Here is a 19,465-nt window from a genome sequence, read left to right as displayed (position 1 = left end):
AGGGGTTTGCCTCGTTCCTCGAAGGGATCCTGTCCAGCGCCCGGCACCGGCTGAACACCAGCGTGCTGGAGGGCATGAACAACCGGATCAAGGTCATCAAGCGGATGGCCTACGGGTATCGCGACACGGCGTACTTCTTCCTGAAGATCCGTGCCGCATTTCCCGGCAAAGTGCGATGAACCTTACTTTTAGCAGCCTCAGTCAACGGGCCTTTCTCTTTACATATCAACGCAGGACTATATCTTTCTCCATCTAACGATGAAAACTCTTCGAGAGTCACAGTCTGAACACCCGATATGATAGGCAAAAGCTGCAAATGCGCCAGTTTAATCTTTTCCACCTACACCCCCTTAAAAAATAAACCAAGATCAAGATAGTGGCAAATCAAAACTCTTGATCTCATCAATTTCGTGCAGATAAAAACTTCGATCACCCACTGTTAACTCTTGCTTAACACGCAATCCTCTAACCCAACCAACCCCACCAAACTTGTCCAACAAATAAATCACTAAAGACTGAGAAAGGCTTCGTATGTAAACAAAGGCCTTATCGAGGAACGAAAAATTCGATTTAGCATCCTGCAATATTATACTTCTATTCACGCTGTAGGCTTTTAAAAGCTTTTGGGGAGACGCACTACTATCTTCTCTGTAAAAATACATTGGCTCTGACAAGAATCGTATTCTTAAGTCGCCTTTAGAGTAGGAGGAAATCCACAAACTATAGTCTTCTGCAAAAGGTAGCGCTTCACGATATCTATTCCTCTCGAACCAAGACTTCCTTGCAAGGATAGATGCATGCACGATTCCATGTGAACACAGAAGCAAAGAGCGCGGCGAAACAACATGCGATGAATTAACCGTTCGCAACCCTACGGGCTGGTAATCGTCAGTTAAAGACAAAACTCCAGTGGAAACCAGGTCACACTCTTCATAATTCACCAGCACCTCTAGTTCCTTTTCAATTCTATCTTTTGCCATCAGGTCATCTGCATCCATCCTTGCTATAAAATCAAAAGAAGCCAAGCTAACAACTTCATTAAGCCGAGCAGCCAAACGACGATTTAGACCGTCAGAATACACTCTTACACGTGGATCTTTGATTGATCTAGCCAAATCCAGTGAGTTATCTGTCGACCCATCATCTATCAGTATCAGCTCCCAGTCCTGATGTGTCTGCGCAAAAACAGAGCGAACTGCATCTAACAAAGTACTTTCAGCATTATAGAACGGTATAGCAATAGTGACCGAGGGCAAGTTAGCATTCACAAAAAGGGCTCCACATTTACTTCGTAAGGAACAAGATCATGAAAAGAGAGCGTAGTCATGACAAAGTAAGCAATCGCAACAGAGAAAAAAATAGCAGATATAATATATTTATTATATCCAGCTCTTAAACTCATGAATATCATAGGCCATAGCAATATTGCTGCAGGAGAGAAGTAAAGAACCAACCTCATCACCCCAGATGCGTGAACACTGGCTATCACAGACGCCAACGCAGGAACCAAACCAGCTAGATAGACATTTAGCAACCGGCCATAGTAGCCTTGAGGGTCATTGACTTGACGCCTAAAAATGATAAAAACCAACCCTTGGAAAACAAAATGCCAAGGTAATTTCACCACCCCCAGCCTCTTCTACTCCATACTTAGCATACTTCTTATCAATAAAACTGGCAGCCAAATCTGAAAACTGCGGAAGTATAACTGACATTATCAGACCAGCACTTATCACTATCCAAAACTGACGCCATCCAGCTTGAGGGATCGCGAGAAAGTAAATTGGAATTGCTATGAGAGCCGTCTTATGGAATAGAGTAGCGACAGCAATTATTGCTACATACCTTATAAACTTTCGCTCTAATAAGTATGGAAATGCAGAAAAACATATAGCGATAGCGACTCCTTGCCTAGCACCATTAAAAGCAAAAGTATAGAAGCCTAAAGTTATAAAAACAAAAATTGCTATTTCGTAACGAGGAACCAAACGATAAATTGTGGCTATCCAAAAGAATACTGTCACAAGAGCAATGGCTGTCAAATAAAAAAAATAGCCATCTGAAACAAGCCCGCTAATTAAAACCAAAGCACTAAACCCTGGTTCCACAGGGAGCTTAAAAATACTCTCTAATGAAGTTATAGCATCAAGCCACCCAACGTAGCTCCATGTATCAGTGCCAACGGATAGGTCTCGAGCTCCTGCAAAAAAAACCAGAACACCCACCACCACAACTAATGTAAATCGTTCTATCACCAAGTCACGATATCGCCGGCCAACATGAGCAAGCCCCACCGTCACAAACAGCAATATAAGGTATGGAATCATGATACTTTATAAAACTCAGCCATGCGTTTAGCACCACCTTTCGAAGAGAAACCGTACCTCTCAAGCACTTCATTTCGCATGGCGAGTTTGACTTTTTTTTCGGCAGCCTCAGAAATACGAGCTGCCCACAGTTCAGCACTTTCTTCCAACCCAAGAAATTCAACAAGGCCCATCCCGAGGTCAACCTCTGGCGAAATCGTACTAGAAATCACCGAAGGCAGCCCGGCAGCCTGCGACTCGACCAACACAAGCGGAAACCCCTCGTGAAGGGACGGCATCAACATTACATCTGCCGCAGCCATTAACTCAGCGATGTCTTCGCGGAGCCCTAAAAGTTTCACATTTTTAGTGAGCCCCATTCTAGCAATTTGAGATTCTAAAGCCTGCTGATCCGGCCCCGCACCAACTAAAAACATTTGAAAATCAGTGCCAAACTTCCGCATTGCAGCAGCAATCTTCAAAGACCAGGCTTGGTTTTTCACCGGCATCAACCGCCCAACCTGCAAAATCGTGAGACAATTATCAGTTATCGTCAACTCACTTTTAACGGCCATTCCATCCGCCTGCGCAAAGCTGTTAATATCTACTGAATTGGGAATAACTTCCACGTCCGCCTGCCTAGGGAAAAGGTAGGCTGCAGCAGCGGCGCCGCAGGCTACGTACTCGGTTGGCACCCAGGATATCAGCCACCACATCGCACGTTGGTACATGCGACCAACAATAGATTCGGAATTGCTGTCGTTGGTATTGTGAGAGTGCGCAATTCGAACGGGTACTCCCGCGAGCTTGGCAGCGAGCAAGTTCAAGCCGATGCTGAATAGCATATGAGACTGAACAATTGACCACTCACCGGCTCGAAGCGCTCTGAACAAGCTCCAGAAGCGCTGGATGGGATTATCGCCTCTCAAGCGAATAATACGGCCACCAAGTGATTGAATTTCTTCGTCAAAATCACAGTGATCACTGGTAAAATACGCGAAGTCGAACTGGTACTGGGTTCGGTCTATTTCCCGGTAAATGTTCATGATCATAGTTTCAGCGCCGGCTCGATCCATTCGGCCGACGATGTGGAGGATGCGGGTTGTCAAAATATCACCAGTATCTTATATATGCTATCTTAAAGGGTGTTTACAGATTTTCGACTTGATCAAACTTTACAGAAAATCCTGAATTCAAGCAACAAGCGCAGCACCTGCGGTATCCAGGGCTCCTGAATATTCCCCCAGGAACACCTGTGCCGGTGTGCGATAGCCGAGACGCTTTCGGGGTCGGTCATTCAGCTTCTCGACCACCTTGCGCAGCTTGGCATCGGTGACCTGTCGAAAGTCCGTTCCCTTGGGGAAGTACTGCCGTATCAGGCCATTGGTGTTCTCATTGGTCCCACGCTGCCCGGAGCAGTAGGGATCGCAGAAGTACGTCGCTGCCGTTACCGCCTGGGCCACGGTCTCGTGATCAGCGAATTCCGAGCCGTTGTCCAGGGTGATGGTCTGGTGAGCGGCAGCCATCGTGACCTAAAGATCCTTGTGTGACCCACATCATCACAAGGAGACCGACGATGACTGCCTCCACTCAGCTTACGCCAGACACTGTGTGTGTCGCGATCGATATTGCCAAGCGTTACCACGATGTGCTGATTCGCTGGCCCGATGGTCGTGAGAAAGTGCTCAAAATGCCCAACACACGTGCTGGGCACGACGACCTGATTCGATTCTTACAGCAGCAGAAAGCCCCTGTGCTCGCCGTTCTGGAGCCTACAGCGGACTTTCATCGGCCTCTTGCCTACCGACTGGCTCATGCGGGATACCGGTGCATCTCGCCTCATCCTTGGCGGGCGCTCGGGTTCGAGAGGCCTTGTATACCTCGTGGGACAAGCATGATCGAAAAGATGCGCGTGTTCTGATGTATCTGCTGACCCAAGGCATGACGCACCCTTTCCACGATCCCCTTCGTGAAGGGTACTTCGACCTTCAGGAGATCTCGAATACCTATCAGCAGATCGCTCGAGCCCGAACACGCTGCCAGCATAGTCTGGTCAATCACTACTTGGCGCTCTACTTCCCGGAGATGGAACGCTACCTCAGTGCGTCCCGAGCCCACTGGTTCTGTCATTTCCTGCTGGCGTTTCCCACGCCAGCCAGTATCACCGCGTTGACCCGCGAGGCGTTTGTCGAAGCCGCCTGGGAGAGCGTGGGGCGAAAGATAGCCAAGCAGCAGTTTCTGGAAAGCATCTACGAAGCAGCCCAGACCAGCATGGGCCTGCCGGTCGTGCCGGACTCTCCCGCGGTGCACACTTTCCAGCTTCAGGTGAAGCAGTACCTCTCACTGACAGAGCAACGTCAGGCTTTGGAGGCGATGGCAACGACATGCATGAGAGATAACAAGGACTTCGCTCGCCTTCAGACGCTTCCCGGCGTGGGGCCAATCATTGCCTTGATGATTCTGGCGGAGAGCGGTGATCTGCGGCGTTTCTCGCACCACCGCCAATACTTGAAGTTTTGTGGTTTCAACCTCGCCGCGTCACAGAGCGGTAACACGTGTAGCCGCTATCGATTGGCCAAGCGGGGTAATGCCCGACTGCGCTATGCCTACTGGCTTGCAGCCACGGTTGCTGTGAGGATGCGAGACAACAGCTTTCGCACCAAATTCGATCGCTACATAGGCAAAGACCCGACCGATGGCGATCTGAAGAGGAAAGCGCTAACGGCCGTGGCGGTGAAGATGGCCCGAGTGGCACATTCCTTGATCAAGCATGAAGTCGACTATCGCGGCTATCATGAGTACTGCATTCCTGGCGGCGGGACTTCTTTACAAAGCCGTAGGGCCGCAAGGACCTCGTAGATAATGGTTGAGCCCGCCCGCCAGGATGTTATGAGCCTCTGTTAAGCCCTGTCGAGCCGAACACCTTGTTTCGGACTCCTGTCACTATGGTGAGCCACTAATCCGGATATGGCACGCTGCCCGGAGCAGTAGGGATCGCAGAAGTATGTCGCTGCCGTTATCGGCTGGGACCTCTTTGTCCATGATGCGAATTCCGAGCCGTTATCCAGGGTGATGGTCTGGACGGCACCGCGGCGAGGCTTGAGCAACCGCATCATGGCCTTTTGTGTCAGCTCCGCCGACAGCCTGGGCAAGCGTGCCGCCAGCAGGTAGCCACTCCGTCGCTCGACCAGTGTTCACCAGGCCCGACTGTTTGTGCCCTGGACCACGGTGTCACCCTCCCAGTGGCCAATGAAGCGCCTGTCATCGACCTCAGCCGGGCGATGCTCGATGCCCACGCGGTTGGGAATCTTGCCAAGTCCTGCGCTCTTCGCTTGAGCCCGGTGCTTGCTCCGCCGCTTGGGCTGGCGGAGGTGCTGCCAGAGATCGCCACCGCGGGCCTTGTCATCCCAGATTAAGGAATAGATCCACTGGTGACTGACGCCGACGCCAGACAAGGGCGCCATGAAACCGCTGATCTGCTCTGGGCTCCATTCCTCTCGCAGCCGGTCGACGACAGCGGCAATCATGCTGGGCAAGCGCTTTGTCCTCTTCCAGGCGGTGCGTCGCCGATGATCACTGCAGGACTGCGCCTGCTCAGGATCGTAACCGCTGTCGGTGGCGTTGCGGCGCAGCTCCCGGCTGACCGTGCTGTTGTGGATGCCAAGCTCTCTGGCGATCTGACGTCGGCTCATGCCCACGTCATGACGGGCATAGATCTGGTATCGTTGGGTCTGGGTCAGCTGTCGGTATCCCATGCTCTGCTTCACTTTGGTAGGTGAGCCGAGAAGGGTACCGGCGCTGCCCCTCCCGCCTCTACCTCGTGGTCCAAAGTGCTGCAGTTATTCTATGAATCCAGGTTTCACGACCGAACGACTCTCCCAATAACCTTGAGGAGCTTTACACATGGAAAAGCAAACGATTCATGAATAGAGATACTAGAGACTTTAGCACGGTCATGAGCACCACGCGGAAACTGTAGACCGACATATCGTATTTCATTCTGTAGTCGCTTAGCATTATTAAGAGCCTCCGGTAGTAGGCCCATGTCGATACTTAATAACACCGCCCAAAACCCCTCACTGGCTTTAGTGAATAATATAGTCGCCTCAGCATGGTCGCCGCGAGCGCGAACAATATCCAGCACTTTCTCCTGCACTTTGAACTGGTCAAGCAGTTTACAGCCGACTGAAGCCGTAATCGACATTTCGCGCTGGCGATAACCGTACCATTCACCCTCCAGCATAGTGATTGACATTGCAGAAAACCCTAGCTCCCAATGGAACGGCCAATCTTCATAGTAATAGCCCACCGGAAAGCGTAAACGCTGATCACGCAGCAGATCAGAACGAATAAACTTCAACCAAGCGAAGTGAGGTAATGTCAAGTACTCAGTTCTTTTAAGTTCTCGTGCACTGGCCGACGACGCTCGAGCACCAACTTCAGGCAACTCTTCTCCGTCATTGAAGGCAGAAAAATCAAACACGACTACATCGGATCCGTTTGCCGATGCATGGACAAGGCATGCCTCCACCAACTTCAGATCGATGACATCATCTGAATCCACGAACAGGACAAAGTCCCCGCACGCAGCTTCAATGCCCGTATTGCGCGCAGCTGACAAACCGGCGTTGCAATCATGCTGAATCAAACGCACGCGCGAATCGGAGAGATGCGGTTTCAGGTTAGTCAATGACCCATCAGTAGAACAGTCTTCAACTATGATGACCTCTAGCCGATCATAGCTCTGGCCACAAATCGAATTAAGACACTCATCAATGTAGGCCTCTACGTTGTAAACAGGAATAATAATCGAAACTAAAGGGCGTTGTTGAATTGTCATAACCGAGCAATGGCCCTTCGTAGATCTTCGTAGTGTGCACGGTTTATTACGGGCTCGGCAGGATCGCGTCGCGGGGTTGCAAGAAGTTGTCGAACGGCCTCATCAATTCCTTCCCTTTCGCCCAGTTCCTCCAGCGCCAAAAAGCGCACCTGCTGCACATCAGCTAGCCAGTCTTTCCAAGTCTGGCGAATCTTGTGATTCGAGTTGGGCAGGACCAAACAAGGTGTTCCGGCAAGAGCCGCAAGAATCATTCCGTGCAGGCGGTCGGTAACGACCAACCGCGCGGCCTGAAATTGCATTAGCTTTTCCGCAAGCAACTGGGCGCATCGCTCAGGCAATAGGGAGGAACCACCGACATGAGTATCGGTTACCTCGCTGTCTAGACCTGCATCGATGAGTGCTTGCGAGAGTACTTGGCGATGGCTGTCATCCAATAAGCGCTCGCGATCGTCCCGTAGACACAACAGGGCCCCGCGAGGTGAGTCATCACCGTCTGCTCCAAGCTCAGCTGCCGTTGCGCTAAGGACGATGTCAGGGACAAACCCAATCCTGACTGCTGACTGATCAGCAAACAGTTCTTTGAGCTTCTCATAACTAACTGCTTCACGCGCGTGCAAATATAGGTCAGGATGCTGCGAGTACACACGTACGATTCTGTCAAGAGCGTGTCGCGACTGCCTAGACTCGTTCCAGTCCAGCGTTTGCGGGAAGCAGACAATCCGGTTGTTCGGAAAAGAACGAATAACTAACTGTCGTAGATCCTCGATATCCGGATATAAAAAACCCATATTACCGCCGCCGATCACGGTAACGAGGTCGTCATCGTTCATTTGAACCCGGATCGATTGGAGCACGTAGCGCGTCTGGCTGATTGGTATCGGAACGATCGTACGTGCCCCCGCCACGGAGGAGACAAATGCCTGCTGTGCTCGCGAGATGGCAATATCGCCGATATTTCCATAATCGGCAGACAGGAAGACGAACAATCGTGATCCCGGCGGTAGCGGGAACGCACGGCTGCGCAGCAAAGTATCCAACCAAATCTTACATGGCCTCGGAAGCACTTTGGCGAGTATTTTACGAAATGCTTTTTTCACGCCCCTGCTCCTTGTTTCCGGTCAACATGAGTATACATTTTGTATCCTATGTGCGAGCATACAACGCAACAAGCGAAGCATTCGAAATCTCAACAATAACAACATAACAACAACACCGCGAGAACCTCCCACATCAACGCCCCATGCAAAGCACGTCGTAACAAGCCATGACGCCCGAATTCTGGTTAGCTCACCAAGCTGCTCTCGCGATTCCATACGCATGGCGTTCGAGACCAACCACGGGACTATGTGGCCAAGGTAATATCTGCATACGTCTACACGTACCTGTTCTGTCATAGACTGTCCGTGCTGTTCATGAACCCGCAATCTCGCTGCAAAGTGTTTCTCCATATTCTCCAATAAACCAGGCTTATAGTTCGGGCTTGAAAGAGACCCGGGTGTTTCATAATATGAATAGAGAACATCGGGAACGCGAATAATCAATTTTGCCTTAGCTACGGCCTGAATATTGAAAATGGTATCTTCACCAAGCCGCATTTCTTCGTCAAAATTGACGCCACTCAAAAGCTCTGCTCTAAATAGCTTTGTCCAAGAAAACCAAAAGAGCTCACGATCAAGACTCACATTAGCAAGAAGCTGGTCAGCCTCATTCCTGTGGCAATTCACAGATGGAGCATAAACAATCGAAGATCCGTCTAAAAGCTTTTCCTCATAGCCAAAGACAATTATATCTGGTGACTTTTCGCAAGCATCTATTAACTTATACATATATGATGGCGCAATACAGTCATCACAATCAAGGAATCCTATATAGTCGCCTGTGGCCAGCGCTAAACCCTTGTTACGTGCAGCGGATGGACCATGGTTAACTTGGTGTACATATCGTATGCAGCTTTCGGTTGCTGCAAGTGCTTGAGCAATCTCTGCTGAACCATCCGTTGAACCATCGTCGACGATGATTATCTCAACCGAATATCCATTTGCCGCGAAAATTACGCTCTCCACGCACCGGCGCAAGTACGCCTCACCATTGAATACAGGTACAATCAATGAGATGTACGGGTTCATAAATGTGATTCCAAAAACGCAAAGGAGCGTGCGCGAGCCTTTGCAAGCCGCTCACGAGGCATCGAAAAATCCATAGGGGCTAGTAGGTGATCGAAAGAGGCTTCGGCTATGTTAGTTATCATACGGTCTTCTAGCCCTACTAGACGAAGAAGTGACTCAAACCGGGCAGACCCACGATCAAGATTGACTATTGAGATAAAAGGTTTCTCAAAAAGCAGTGCGAATATTGTTCCGTGGAATGAGTCGGTGACTACGAAATCGGCATCTCGGAAGCCACGAACCCAAGCGTCAGTTGGAGGAAATTGGTATTCCGGCAACTCGCTGTGATTTATCACCGTTTGCCGAGATCGCGGTTGGCACATGTAAGTTGGAAGTTTTAGTCTGCGTGCCACCTCGGACACAAACGTGGCCTTAGCTGGATCATCATCGAGTATATAGGTGTACACACCTTTGTTTCGACATTCCTTGCCATCACAGAAAGATGCCACATAATCGTGGTGATCTAGAAGCAAGGTCGGGTCAAGCACCAACTCTGCATCAACACCCAAGTTATCACGGCACAGTTCGATAGCCGACTTTTCACGAACTGAGATACCGTCGAATTCTTGGGCCAGTGATCGACATTCAGAGCTCAGTTGTGGAGAATACTCCCACTCGTTGACCCCGAACGATGCTGCGTACGCTACGCGCCTAGGGTGCGAATCTTTAAAACAGTCAAAAAAGTCAAGAAAGTAAGTTTGAGGCCGAGGAGAGTATCGTGGTCGCCACACCTGATCGCTACCGACAACAACAGAATCAAACTGGTTGGCGGCAAAATATTTCCGTAAGGCAACATCACTTTCTAGACGCGGTGAGAGCTGGATGTGGCTCTTGATAAAAGCAGCTTGCTGTTCGCGTACGTAATCAAGATGGCATTGGTAAAGTGTCTTTCCCTTCAGGCGTAAAGCAACGTCCTGCAGAAATCGCTTAACTCGGCCGGGCATTAGGGACACTTCACTCCGTTGGTCGTAATGACGATCTACGGTCACTGGTGAATGGCCCATTCGGTAAAGAATCTGTTGAAGAGCCCAAGCTTGCAGGATGCCACCGTAATTTGTAGCCAGTGGCTGAGTGAGAATTGCGACTTTCATTATTTACCCAAACCTTTTTTTAACACGTAAAAACCACGCTCTCTTAAGTGCCTGATCTAAAGTTTTCGTGTAGTATCGATATTTGGATCATTGACACGGACGAACCCATGGCAAGGCGCCGCTTTGTTGCCCCTCTCACTGAGTCTGAACAGCAGACGCTGACCTCGGCCTATCACCACGGTGACAAGCGGGCCCTACGTCGGCGTGCGCATGCCATTCTGCTGAGTGATCAACTGTCGGTATCCCATGCTCTGCTTCACTTTGGCGGTGAGCCGAGAAGGGTACCGACGCTGGCCTTCCCGCCTCTATCTCGTGATCCAAAGTGCTGCAGTTATTCTATGAGTCCATGATTGACACATTAATATTTTAAATTTCAATAATAGATTTAACTGACTGAGGCGAAGCAACGGAACTGTGGATCCATTACTCAAGGTGCTATGATTTAAATCTTACTCATAAGAACTGATAACTTATTACCCCACTACTCACAGCAGCTCGACTAAAATTGAAAACAACCCTTAATCTTGCGCTTCCCAAAAGAAAGCACTCTACGAAAAAAAGAACGCCCTTGACTGGAATATCGGGAATAAACAGGTTTCAGCGCATCCAGATAACTTGTTATATCGCCATTTCTTTTTGCAGACAAGAACGACTTGTGCGATAGGGACCTCAACTCTGTCCTCAACCGCTGTCGCTTCATTTCATAGCGCGGCTTTAACTTATTAGCTGGGTCTGCTCTTTTAGTCGGAACCCAAGTCCCAGAAATTTTCTCACAGTAAAGCCGATAGCCTATTGCAACTTTTCTGTGCCGCAACCCCGCATCCTGTGACTGCACAGCCTTTTCTACGCCCAGGTCATCCATCTCCAAACGCCCTTCCGTGCGCGCATTCACAATCAACTGCCTGATGTGCTGGTTTCTGGTTACTACCACATTGGTTCCATGGCTGTCCTGAACATACTCAGGCAACCAGGCATCACCCAGCACCACATCGGCGGTTTCGGCAAACACGTCATCACAGAAATCACAGGCCTTGTACTTGAAAGCGCCTGCGCCCCAGTCTGTACCGATCAGTTGGTTGGTGGGCACTACTTTTTCACCATAGCTACCCTTGGCGTAGGTGCTATAGCGGTTGGCGGGTTGTGCGGGATCTTTGACTCGGAAATCTATGCTCTCAAACTCCTGTGGAGCTATGCCCATTTGCCAAGCTAGGCTTTGTGCGTAGTGGGCGCTTTTCAGGTGGCCGCATACTAAGCCTACACAGTATTGGATACGCTCTGCGAGGATTGGGTCTTGGGCCTGGAGTAACCTGACGCTCTTGATGAAGCACGGCAATCCAACGATGGCATAACGCCCCGGCTGGCTCCGGATGATTTTAAGTACTTCCGACAACTCAATCGGGTAATAGCGTGATTTGCCACCCTGTTGGGTTTCTTCAAGTGTTTCGCTAACCTGATATTTGAAAGGGATGTTGCTAAGGTCTTGGTCGGCTTTTTCGGATTTAACGTGTACCACGTAATCCACCAGCCTTTTTTCAAGAAGCTCATTGAGCACCCAGGTACCCATCCCGCCAGAGCTACCCTGTTCCCTAAACTTTCCTTCGGTAACATGCCCGGCGAACACTCCGTTATAATAACCTACCTGATTATTGTGTTCGCAGGATTCGGAAAAGTGCTGGTTTGCGATTTCATCTTCATTCGGGGCACCCGAGCCAAACGGACAGAGCTTCTCATAGTCGTTTTGCGTTGTCGCAAATACGCTGGGGTCTTTTAGAGTAGATTGATACTGCCCGTAATCGTCCATAACGATTTTGAATGGGCTTTGTTCCGGTACTGCACAGGCACCGCAGCCTACACAATAGCCATTCGCGACAACGGTATCGTTCAGTGCCTGTGGGCTTTGGTTTGATATCACTTTGAGGCCAATTTCCTGGAAGTTAGAAGTTTGAGCAGGTCTAAGGTTTCTATCAGTTCACGCCGAGTGGGCTTTATCAGTAAACACAGCACCAGATAGATCAGTGCGGCGGCTACTATAAACACTGCCAAACCCACTATCGGGTTTACTATCACAATATACTGTCGAAGGAAAAATAAAACTGCAATAGTTCCCAGGGAACACATTGCCGAGGGAACTAATGACTTGACGAACTCACCAAAATTAACTGGCAGGAACCAGCTAGCGTAATACAGAAACCCTGGCAAACGAATGAAAACACCAGAAAACACATAGGCCGCAACCACACCAACCGCCCCCCAGAACGAGCCGATGCCTACGGAGACAATTAGAATAGACAAAGTAATCGCTTTCCACCGCAACAGTGCTTTCGCATTACCTATCGCAACAAGGGAAACAGCCAGAAAGCCCGCAATGGGCTCTACTAAAGTAAACACCGCTAGTACCCGGAAAATTGGAACGGCACCGTCCCACCCGGAGCCCAAAAACAATTGGACAATCCAGTCTGCCAAGACAGCCATGGTGAGCGTTACGAACATGGTTCCGAGCACCAGCTTACCCATGACAGTCGTTATGGTGCTCCGCAGCCGTTCCGGATCGTTGGCAACCCTGGCCAGCGTTGGCTGCAATACACTCATGGCCGGCGGCAGCATCTGTCTTGAAGGTATGGATGTTAGCATGTTGGCGCGGTTAAACAGCCCCAGCGACTGCGTTCCACCTATATAACCGATGGCGAATGGGGTCAGGTTTGTAGCCATATACCCAATAAAATTCGCCCCGGTAAGATTTGCTCCAAAGTCCAGTAGCGGCCGTACGCCGGAGCCCCGACTCATCATCGATGGCACCCAGCGAGCACTCAGCCAACGCATTACCGTTTTGGTTATGAAGGTAGTGATAGGGCTGATCACAAGCGCCCAGTATTCAAGGCCGCCCAAGGCTGCCGCTATGCCGGCGATAATTCCTGCCGTCATAGACACAATGTCGATCACCGAGATGGCTTTAAAACGCATCTGTCTGCGTAATAGGGCATCATGCTGTACGGATAACCCGCCAATCAGGAAAGTCAGGCTCATGGCTGCCATCACCAGTGTTAGGCGGGGTTCGTCATAGATAATGGCAACTAGCGGAGAGATCAGAATGCCCAACAGGCACAGGGCCGTGCCTAAAGCGACGTTTACCCAAAACAGGTTGGACACCTGGGCGTGGGTAATTTGGTCACGTTGAATGGTGGCCATGGAGAGCCCACCTTCCATAAACTGGAGAGCCAACCCGGTAAACACTGTGACCATGGCAATAAGGCCGAAGTCTGACGGCTCCAGCAAGCGGGCCAGGATAGCGATGGAGCCTAGCTGCAGGATTAGTGTTATACATTGAGCGGCTAAGGTGATGCCTGTACTTTTTACCGCGCGTTCTTTCATGCCGGCTTTGAGATGGTCGGCCTTGAAGAGTTCGTCTTTGGAATTTGTCACTTCGAGAGCATCGCTACTGTGCAGTTGGGAAAGGTCGGCGGTCTCAAGTTCCAAGCGCAACGCTATTTAAGAGTGCTCGGGCCTGCGACCGATTTGTTGAGCACCTCCGCATAAACTTCCAGCGGCGTGCGCCAGTTCAATGTCTTGCGCGGTCGCGTGTTCAGTGAGTCGGCGATCGCATCAAGCTCTTCCTGGCTATAGACCGAGAGGTCAGTTTCCTTCAGCAGGTACTGCCGCAACAGCCCGTTGGTGTTCTCGTTGGAGCCAAGCTGCCATGGGCTATGCGGGTCAGCGAAGTAGATGGTCGTACCGGTTTTCTGCGTAATCGCGGCATGCTTCACCATCTCTCTGCCTTGGTGTAGGTCATGGAAAGACGCAGAGCTCGTGGCACCTCGTTAAGCTTATCGCTGAATCCCACGGCCGTCGCCGTGGCGGTGGTGCCATCCACTTTCGCCAGGGTCCCCAAGCACGTAGTGCACTCCACTAGCGTACCAACGGCGGAGCGATTATTGGCGCCAATGATGAGATCGCCCTCCCAGGTGGCCAGGCATCAGGCGGCCCTCGATCTCAGGCGGGTGCATGTGGATGTTGACTAGATCGGGAATCTGCTGGCCACGACTGCGTGAGCGACGCTTGCCGTTGCCCTTCCGGAGACAAGCGATGAGCTCCTTCTTGAGACTGCCGCGAGGCATCACATAGAGCGTGTCGTAGATGGCCTCATGCGAGACTTGCCGACTAATCGTTGGGAGACATGCGCTTGAGTGTGCGGGATATTTGCTCCGGAGACCAGTACTTGCGCAACAGGTGGACCACCACCTCTAATAACTCCCCACCGGGATGGGGCTTGGGACGCTGACGAGGTTGATGACGCGTCAAGTGGGCCCGGTAGCCCGCCAAACTGGCATCGTATTCCTTGATAGGGTCGACCGTGTGGCGAGCGATTTCTCGCGACACGGTGCTCGGTTCACGGCTCAGGTGAGTGGCGATGGTCCGTATCGAATGAGTAGCTCGCATCATCATGATGGCGGCTCGGTCTTCAGCAGAGAGATGACGTTAGCGGTGAGTCATGGCAACACCGTACCTGATGGGTTACGTGTTGCACTTGGTCATTGAGACCGCCGTCTGTCCTAATGGGTCACGGCGAATCATTGTAGAGCCAACAAGGATTGTAATGGAGGTAATAAAGTGTTTCATCGCATGTCAAATACAAGCTAAAAGGAGTAAAGGTAAGGCGGTCAGAAACAGGATAATCGACAGCTAATGCTGCACTTTCCAGCCTGGCCGAAGTCGGGAACGATCGATAAATGATGCATAAGCGATAGTGTCAGCATCGAATCACCCATGAGCAAAGCTGTTAGAGGACCGCATCAGCTCCTATTGGTAAAGCACTGTAAAGCCCGTCGTAGAGCGGTTTTTCATGCGTTTCCCCTGGTCACCAGAACGGTAATGAGCGTCCTCTGAAGAATAGTGAAGCGAAAAAAGTATTAGCGGATAAAAGGTAGGCGAAAGGTCATGCGGACTATATTCGCAGATCTACGAATTTAGCGTCGCCAACCTGTTGATTCCTTAAATATGTAGCGATAAGTGGGCGGTTATCGTGCCCCGCTCCCGGTTAACATCGTCTTGAGCGTACGAATCACGATTAGCACATCAAGCCAGAAAGAGAAATTTTTGATGTAGTAGAAGTCGTACTCAAGCTTGCGAATCATGCCTTCCACTTCGGCGGCATAGCCCTGCTCTACTTGGGCCCAACCAGAAATGCCGGGGCGCACCACGTGGCGATAGTGGAAGAACGGTACATCCTTTTCATACCAGTCCGCCAGATTCATGGACTCGGGACGCGGGCCGATCAGACTCATGTCGCCCTTCAACACGTTGAACAGCTGGGGCAGCTCGTCGATGCGGTATTTACGGATGACGTTACCGACGCGGGTAATGCGAGGATCCTCCCCATCTACGGTGAAACCCGCACCCTTCTGGTCGGTATACATGCTGCGGAATTTGTAGACGATAAAGGGTCGGCAGTGAAACCCCATGCGCTGCTGCTTGAAGATCGCCGGGCCGGGGCTGTCCATTCGAATCGCCACGGCCGTAACGGCCATCACCGGTAGCACGATAGGCATCAGCACCAGGGCTGCCAGGAAGTCGAGCCCGCGTTTGATGACTTCGTAGCCTTCATCGGGCTGAAGACTGCCATAACGGTTCTCGTAGAGGTGCCCCAGCTGCACGCGCCCGCTCAACATTTCGAAGGCACTGGTGGCGTGATAGACGGGAATACGGTGGATGGTGCAATTGGCGAGGAAGCGTTCCCATTCCTCAGGCATGTCACCGCGCAGGTCGGCGACCACGCCATCGATACGGGTCTGGTCGAGGTCAGGCACATCAAGCACTCGCCAGTCCACGCCATGGTTATGGCAAAGCTCCGGCGCCTTACCGAAAGGCACTACCGCCAGCTTTGGAATGCGTAAACGAGCACCAAGAAGGTAGCCGCCACCGCAATACACCAGCGCAACAAGATAGCTGATAAATGTAGGGTCCCGGATGATCAGATGAGCTATAGAAGTTATCCTTTGCTGGCCGCCAAGGAGCTTCTTCACCAGTTCATCCGGGAGCAAGGATATGGACATCAAGCTACATAAACAGGCGACCACCACTCCGAAGATCCGGGCCGAGATCCAGGCAGCGCCTTCCAGCATCAGCGACAGCGAGCTAGCACGCCAGTACGGCGTCGCCGTCTCGACCATCCGGCGCTGGCGGTACCGTGACGATGTCCAGGACCGACCGCACACGCGTCACAACCTGCTGGCCACGCTCACTTCCGAACAGGAAGAGGTGCTGATCGCGGCGCGCGAATTCCTGCGCCTCGGCCTGGATGATCTGCTCGTCGTGGCGCGTGAGTTCCTCAATCCTGGCTTGTCGCGTTCTGGTCTGCATCGCATGCTCAAGCGGCGCGAGGTGCCGACACTGGCAGAGCTGTCTAGACGGGACGCGGGCGACGATGAGAAACCCCGGCACAAGCCCTTCAAAGATTATGAGCCGGGCTACGTGCACATCGACATCAAGCACCTGCCCCGGATGCCCGATGAGGAGCAAAAACGCTACCTGTACGTCGCCATCGATCGCGCCACGCGCTGGGTCCATCTGGAGGTGAGACGCAGCCAGTCCGCGAAGGATGCGCGGGCGTTCATGAAGCGGGTGGAGGAGAAGGCTCCCTTCCAGGTCCAGACGGTACTGACCGACAACGGCAAGTCATTCACCGATCGCTTCACGCGGGCGGGGGAGCGCAAGCCCAGCGGGAATCACCCGTTTGACCAAGAGTGCCAGGCCCTTGGTATCGAGCACCGTCTGATCAAGCCGGGAAGACCGCAGACAAACGGCATGGTGGAGCGCTTCAACGGCCGTATCAGCGATGTGCTGGCGACTCGGCGCTATACCTCAGGCGAGGACCTGGAGCAGACGCTCAAACGCTACACCTGGCTGTACAATCACCACATCCCGCAGAAGGCGCTGCACCATCAATCACCGATTGCGATGATGAAGGAATGGCAGACCAAGCGTCCTGAGTTATTTACCAAGCGGGTAGTCAATCACACGGGACCCGACAGATACAAAGCCTTCCCATTGTGGAGGGCTTTTTTGCTTACACCAAAGAATCCGCATCTGCATTAATAAAACTCACACATCTTTGATGTGGCGCAACAGACGCGTTACCATTGCAAAATACAATTATTTACACAAAGCATTCGCTTAGCCACCAGCGATAAGAGAGACACCCATGAGCAGCATAAGCGGATATAACAAGAAATCTTTATCGCAAGTATTTCAAATATTAGAAGAGTTTAGAAAGATTTACCCCGACATGCAGATGCAAACGGCAAGCGTCTTTATCTCAGTCGCACTTAATGAAGGAATCACAATGCGAGAGATGCAAGTCCGAACCGGATTAACTCAAGCATCTTGCTCTCGCAACGTCTCTTTATTATCTGACAAAGGAAAAAGCAACAGGAATAATCAAGCAGGGTTCGGGCTTCTTGTTGCCAAAGAAGACCCAGAAGAAAGACGTCGAAAAATAGTTATCTTGACACCGAAAGGAAAGCGGATAGCCACTTCGTTAGCTTCGATCGTAAAGGGAGGGGAGCAGCACTACGAATAACGTGGTGCGTCGGGTGGGACTCGAACCCACACACCCGGAGGCACGAGGACCTAAACCTCGCGTGTCTACCAATTCCACCACCGACGCAGATTTCACGGTGACATACCGTACCTCATAAGGACCGACATTGCAACACAAAAATGCAATATTGAAGCCTAATTGGAACGCGTATGCCTTTGCTGTTAGCACATCAGATTGTAATCTTCGCCGACACCTCATGCCACACACTGTGGTACGCACAGTGGCGTGGTGCATGATAGTTACTACAGCGGATACCAAAAAACCTTTTAAATCATATACTTGAAAGATGGCGCCCACTAAACTCAAGATTTAGGTTCTGGTGCCTTCGGGCGTGGGAGTTCAAGTCTCCCCATCCGCACCATTCTGATTTGCCTCACGGTCTCGACATTTCGACGACCCTTCCTCGAGGCATTCGATTATCCCCTGTGACCAGATTGTGACTTAGCCGTCGACAATCCTTTGGCTATTTCTTCTCGATCTTTCCGGCCTCTTATCAATAAGCGTCAAGCCGTTCGATTTTGTCGATAAGCCGTGCGGCCAGCTCATGCTTGCCCACACCGGCGTGCAACTCGCGATGGCAATTCGGGCACAAGGCGACGGCGTTTTCCACGATATCGGGACCACCATCCGCCAAGCGTTTGAGATGATGTACCTCCAAGAAGAGGCTGCCATCCTCGCGAGTAAAAGGCGCGGGTGAATCGCAGCATTCGCAGACGCCATCGACCTTCGTCAGCACCCACGCCACCACGGCGGGGTCGCGCTCATAGACCGTTGTGTTGACCGCTTTTTTGTCAGGCACAAGCCGTCCCGTCGGCGATGTCGACGCGTTATCGCGATACAGGCCTCGGTGTTCGTTGACTTCGGTTGCGAAGGTGGCCGATGTCGAGGGGTGATACCCTTCCACCTCGGCGATTAAGGCTTCCAATCGGGCCACGATATTAACGCCGACATTGCCCGCCGGCTTCAGCCCTGCGATCCAAGTACGTCCCTGCAGCGCGTAGACATGAGAGATGTTTTGAGCCCGATATTCGAAGGCCTTGGCAGTCCTGCCGAACCGCTTCTCTAGCGTCCGGTAATAACGGGCCTTGATCACTCGTTCGCCCCGGCGCTGCTTATCCAGCATCTCGACATAGGCCTCGACGGAAGCCTTGAGCTCCTCATCGCTCCATGGCGTCGGCATCCCGCATTCCTTATCGGTAATGGATACGACACCATAGAGTAAGAGATTACTAATGTTAAACGCCAACGCTCGCATGTCGCACCACCCGACCGGACCGTCACACCACACGGTCGCCGCCTTGTCGATGCGAGACGCGCGGTCGCCTCATGAAATACGCCGCTGCCCTGAGGTCAACATGCCGGACGGCAGGGCCTGCTCCACACTCTTGGGTTTTCCTTACTGTCCGACCGACCCCACCGACATGGCGAACAGCCGGCCGACCATCGAAGCCCCCTCACTCGCGCTTAGC

The 19,465-nt window shown here is 51.6% G+C and carries 14 protein-coding genes, 1 tRNA gene and 5 pseudogenes; 5 read left to right on the top strand and 15 right to left on the bottom strand.

The genetic code is table 11. From position 1 onward, the window contains the following. Nucleotides 1-179 (top strand): transposase (locus UYS_RS18205; RefSeq protein WP_016856324.1); only part of this gene is annotated, 179 nt, incomplete at its 5' end. Nucleotides 180-368: 189 nt separating this feature from the next. On the opposite strand, the gene UYS_RS18200 is transcribed toward UYS_RS18205, so the two are convergent. From UYS_RS18200 to UYS_RS0214905, 4 genes and pseudogenes are all read right to left on the bottom strand, one after another. Then, on the bottom strand, nt 369-1,268 hold the full coding sequence (locus tag UYS_RS18200; RefSeq protein WP_083868166.1) for a glycosyltransferase family 2 protein: 900 nt from the start codon (nt 1,266-1,268) through the stop codon (nt 369-371). 303 nt (nt 1,269-1,571) lie between these two features. Continuing rightward, complete coding sequence (locus UYS_RS18195) at nt 1,572-2,327, bottom strand: EpsG family protein (protein ID WP_083868165.1); 756 nt, start codon at nt 2,325-2,327, stop codon at nt 1,572-1,574. After that, nucleotides 2,324-3,358, bottom strand: a complete 1,035-nt coding sequence (locus UYS_RS18190; protein ID WP_192813937.1) for a glycosyltransferase — start codon at nt 3,356-3,358, stop codon at nt 2,324-2,326. Before UYS_RS18190 ends, UYS_RS18195 begins: the two co-directional genes overlap by 4 nt. A 141-nt stretch (nt 3,359-3,499) precedes the next feature. After that, nucleotides 3,500-3,814, bottom strand: a pseudogene (locus UYS_RS0214905) (IS30 family transposase); the annotation flags it as partial. Nucleotides 3,815-3,882: 68 nt separating this feature from the next. On the opposite strand from UYS_RS0214905, the pseudogene UYS_RS17560 reads away from it, so the two are divergent. Next, a pseudogene (locus tag UYS_RS17560) lies at nt 3,883-5,165 on the top strand (IS110 family RNA-guided transposase). A gap of 113 nt (nt 5,166-5,278) precedes the next feature. Here UYS_RS17560 and UYS_RS17555 read toward each other — a convergent pair. The 5 genes and pseudogenes from UYS_RS17555 to UYS_RS18170 all read right to left on the bottom strand — a co-directional run. After that, nucleotides 5,279-6,061: pseudogene (locus UYS_RS17555) on the bottom strand (IS30 family transposase); the annotation flags it as partial. A gap of 104 nt (nt 6,062-6,165) precedes the next feature. Beyond that, nucleotides 6,166-7,146 (bottom strand): glycosyltransferase family 2 protein, encoded by a 981-nt coding sequence (locus UYS_RS18185; RefSeq protein ID WP_083868163.1) that lies wholly within the window; start codon nt 7,144-7,146, stop codon nt 6,166-6,168. Next, a complete protein-coding gene (locus UYS_RS18180; protein ID WP_083868162.1) occupies nt 7,143-8,243 on the bottom strand; it encodes a polysaccharide pyruvyl transferase family protein in 1,101 nt (366 codons plus the stop codon). The genes UYS_RS18185 and UYS_RS18180 overlap by 4 nt, the downstream gene beginning before the upstream one ends. A 21-nt stretch (nt 8,244-8,264) precedes the next feature. Next, complete coding sequence (locus UYS_RS18175) at nt 8,265-9,272, bottom strand: glycosyltransferase family 2 protein (RefSeq protein WP_083868161.1); 1,008 nt, start codon at nt 9,270-9,272, stop codon at nt 8,265-8,267. After that, nucleotides 9,269-10,402, bottom strand: coding sequence for a polysaccharide pyruvyl transferase family protein (locus UYS_RS18170; protein ID WP_083868160.1), 1,134 nt, complete (start codon nt 10,400-10,402; stop codon nt 9,269-9,271). Before UYS_RS18170 ends, UYS_RS18175 begins: the two co-directional genes overlap by 4 nt. Nucleotides 10,403-10,509: 107 nt before the next feature. Here UYS_RS18170 and UYS_RS18570 point away from each other — a divergent pair. Further along, nucleotides 10,510-10,635: pseudogene (locus tag UYS_RS18570) on the top strand (IS630-like element ISHsp2 family transposase); the annotation flags it as partial. 266 nt (nt 10,636-10,901) lie between these two features. On the opposite strand, the gene UYS_RS18160 reads toward UYS_RS18570, so the two are convergent. From UYS_RS18160 to UYS_RS17535, 4 genes and pseudogenes are all read right to left on the bottom strand, one after another. Next, nucleotides 10,902-12,314, bottom strand: a complete 1,413-nt coding sequence (locus UYS_RS18160) for a Coenzyme F420 hydrogenase/dehydrogenase, beta subunit C-terminal domain (RefSeq protein ID WP_156821639.1) — start codon at nt 12,312-12,314, stop codon at nt 10,902-10,904. After that, nucleotides 12,311-13,876, bottom strand: coding sequence for a lipopolysaccharide biosynthesis protein (locus tag UYS_RS0214880; protein WP_016856318.1), 1,566 nt, complete (start codon nt 13,874-13,876; stop codon nt 12,311-12,313). The genes UYS_RS18160 and UYS_RS0214880 overlap by 4 nt, the downstream gene beginning before the upstream one ends. 8 nt (nt 13,877-13,884) lie before the next feature. Further along, nucleotides 13,885-14,842 (bottom strand): annotated as a pseudogene (locus tag UYS_RS17540) (IS30 family transposase). A gap of 572 nt (nt 14,843-15,414) precedes the next feature. After that, nucleotides 15,415-16,419, bottom strand: coding sequence for a sugar transferase (locus UYS_RS17535; protein ID WP_237738477.1), 1,005 nt, complete (start codon nt 16,417-16,419; stop codon nt 15,415-15,417). A gap of 22 nt (nt 16,420-16,441) precedes the next feature. Here UYS_RS17535 and UYS_RS0214865 point away from each other — a divergent pair, with 22 nt between their 5' ends. Together UYS_RS0214865 and UYS_RS18150 are read left to right on the top strand one after the other, a co-directional pair. After that, a complete protein-coding gene (locus tag UYS_RS0214865) occupies nt 16,442-17,491 on the top strand; it encodes an IS481 family transposase (RefSeq protein ID WP_016856315.1) in 1,050 nt (349 codons plus the stop codon). Between the two features lie 106 nt (nt 17,492-17,597). Further along, the gene (locus UYS_RS18150; protein ID WP_026068591.1) at nt 17,598-17,975 is read left to right on the top strand and encodes a MarR family winged helix-turn-helix transcriptional regulator; all 378 of its coding nucleotides are present in this window, start codon (nt 17,598-17,600) and stop codon (nt 17,973-17,975) included. Nucleotides 17,976-17,977: 2 nt separating this feature from the next. Here UYS_RS18150 and UYS_RS0214855 read toward each other — a convergent pair. Together UYS_RS0214855 and UYS_RS0214850 are read right to left on the bottom strand one after the other, a co-directional pair. Next, a tRNA-Leu gene (locus UYS_RS0214855) sits at nt 17,978-18,062 on the bottom strand. 427 nt (nt 18,063-18,489) lie between these two features. Next, nucleotides 18,490-19,176 (bottom strand): HNH endonuclease, encoded by a 687-nt coding sequence (locus tag UYS_RS0214850; protein ID WP_016856314.1) that lies wholly within the window; start codon nt 19,174-19,176, stop codon nt 18,490-18,492. Nucleotides 19,177-19,465: the final 289 nt, after the last annotated feature.

Origin of the sequence: Halomonas smyrnensis AAD6 (assembly GCF_000265245.1) — a bacterium.
Classification (GTDB): domain Bacteria; phylum Pseudomonadota; class Gammaproteobacteria; order Pseudomonadales; family Halomonadaceae; genus Halomonas; species Halomonas smyrnensis.
This window is presented reverse-complemented; position numbering and strand designations above follow the sequence as displayed.

Bases quoted from the DNA above. Each gene is read 5' to 3' on its own strand.
- UYS_RS18185 (WP_083868163.1), bottom strand. From the start codon at position 7,146: ATGACAATTCAACAACGCCCTTTAGTTTCGATTATTATTCCTGTTTAC.
- UYS_RS18195 (WP_083868165.1), bottom strand. From the start codon at position 2,327: ATGATTCCATACCTTATATTGCTGTTTGTGACGGTGGGGCTTGCTCAT.
- UYS_RS18170 (WP_083868160.1), bottom strand. From the start codon at position 10,402: ATGAAAGTCGCAATTCTCACTCAGCCACTGGCTACAAATTACGGTGGC.
- UYS_RS18190 (WP_192813937.1), bottom strand. From the start codon at position 3,358: ATGATCATGAACATTTACCGGGAAATAGACCGAACCCAGTACCAGTTC.
- UYS_RS0214865 (WP_016856315.1), top strand. From the start codon at position 16,442: ATGGACATCAAGCTACATAAACAGGCGACCACCACTCCGAAGATCCGG.
- UYS_RS18175 (WP_083868161.1), bottom strand. From the start codon at position 9,272: ATGAACCCGTACATCTCATTGATTGTACCTGTATTCAATGGTGAGGCG.
- UYS_RS0214850 (WP_016856314.1), bottom strand. From the start codon at position 19,176: ATGCCGACGCCATGGAGCGATGAGGAGCTCAAGGCTTCCGTCGAGGCC.
- UYS_RS18150 (WP_026068591.1), top strand. From the start codon at position 17,598: ATGAGCAGCATAAGCGGATATAACAAGAAATCTTTATCGCAAGTATTT.